This is a genomic window from Paraburkholderia sp. SIMBA_053 (assembly GCF_046534895.1).
Lineage (GTDB): Bacteria > Pseudomonadota > Gammaproteobacteria > Burkholderiales > Burkholderiaceae > Paraburkholderia > Paraburkholderia caledonica.
The window spans coordinates 1-254 of record NZ_JAWRXU010001182.1; the positions used below are offsets into that span (position 1 = coordinate 1).

General features: G+C 70.1%; 1 pseudogene. It reads left to right on the plus strand.

What is annotated here, in order from left to right:
- Positions 1 to 254: pseudogene (locus SB753_RS39370) on the plus strand (quercetin 2,3-dioxygenase); the annotation flags it as partial.

A 254-nucleotide genomic window follows, 5' to 3' on the forward strand; every position in this document is an offset into this window, starting at 1 on the left:
GCGAGTTCAATGGATCGCAGGAAGACTCGCTGCATCTGCTGCAGATCTGGATCATCCCGAAACGCGCAGGCGACGCGCCGGGCTACGAGGAGAAGCGCTTCACCGATGCCGACAAGCGCGGGCGGCTGCGCGTCGTGGCGGCGCCGGACGGCCGCGACGGCGCGGTGACGATCCACGCCGATGCGTCGATCTACGCCGGTCTCTTCGACGGCGCGGAGCGTGACGAGCTTGCGCTCGCGGCGGGACGCCAGGCG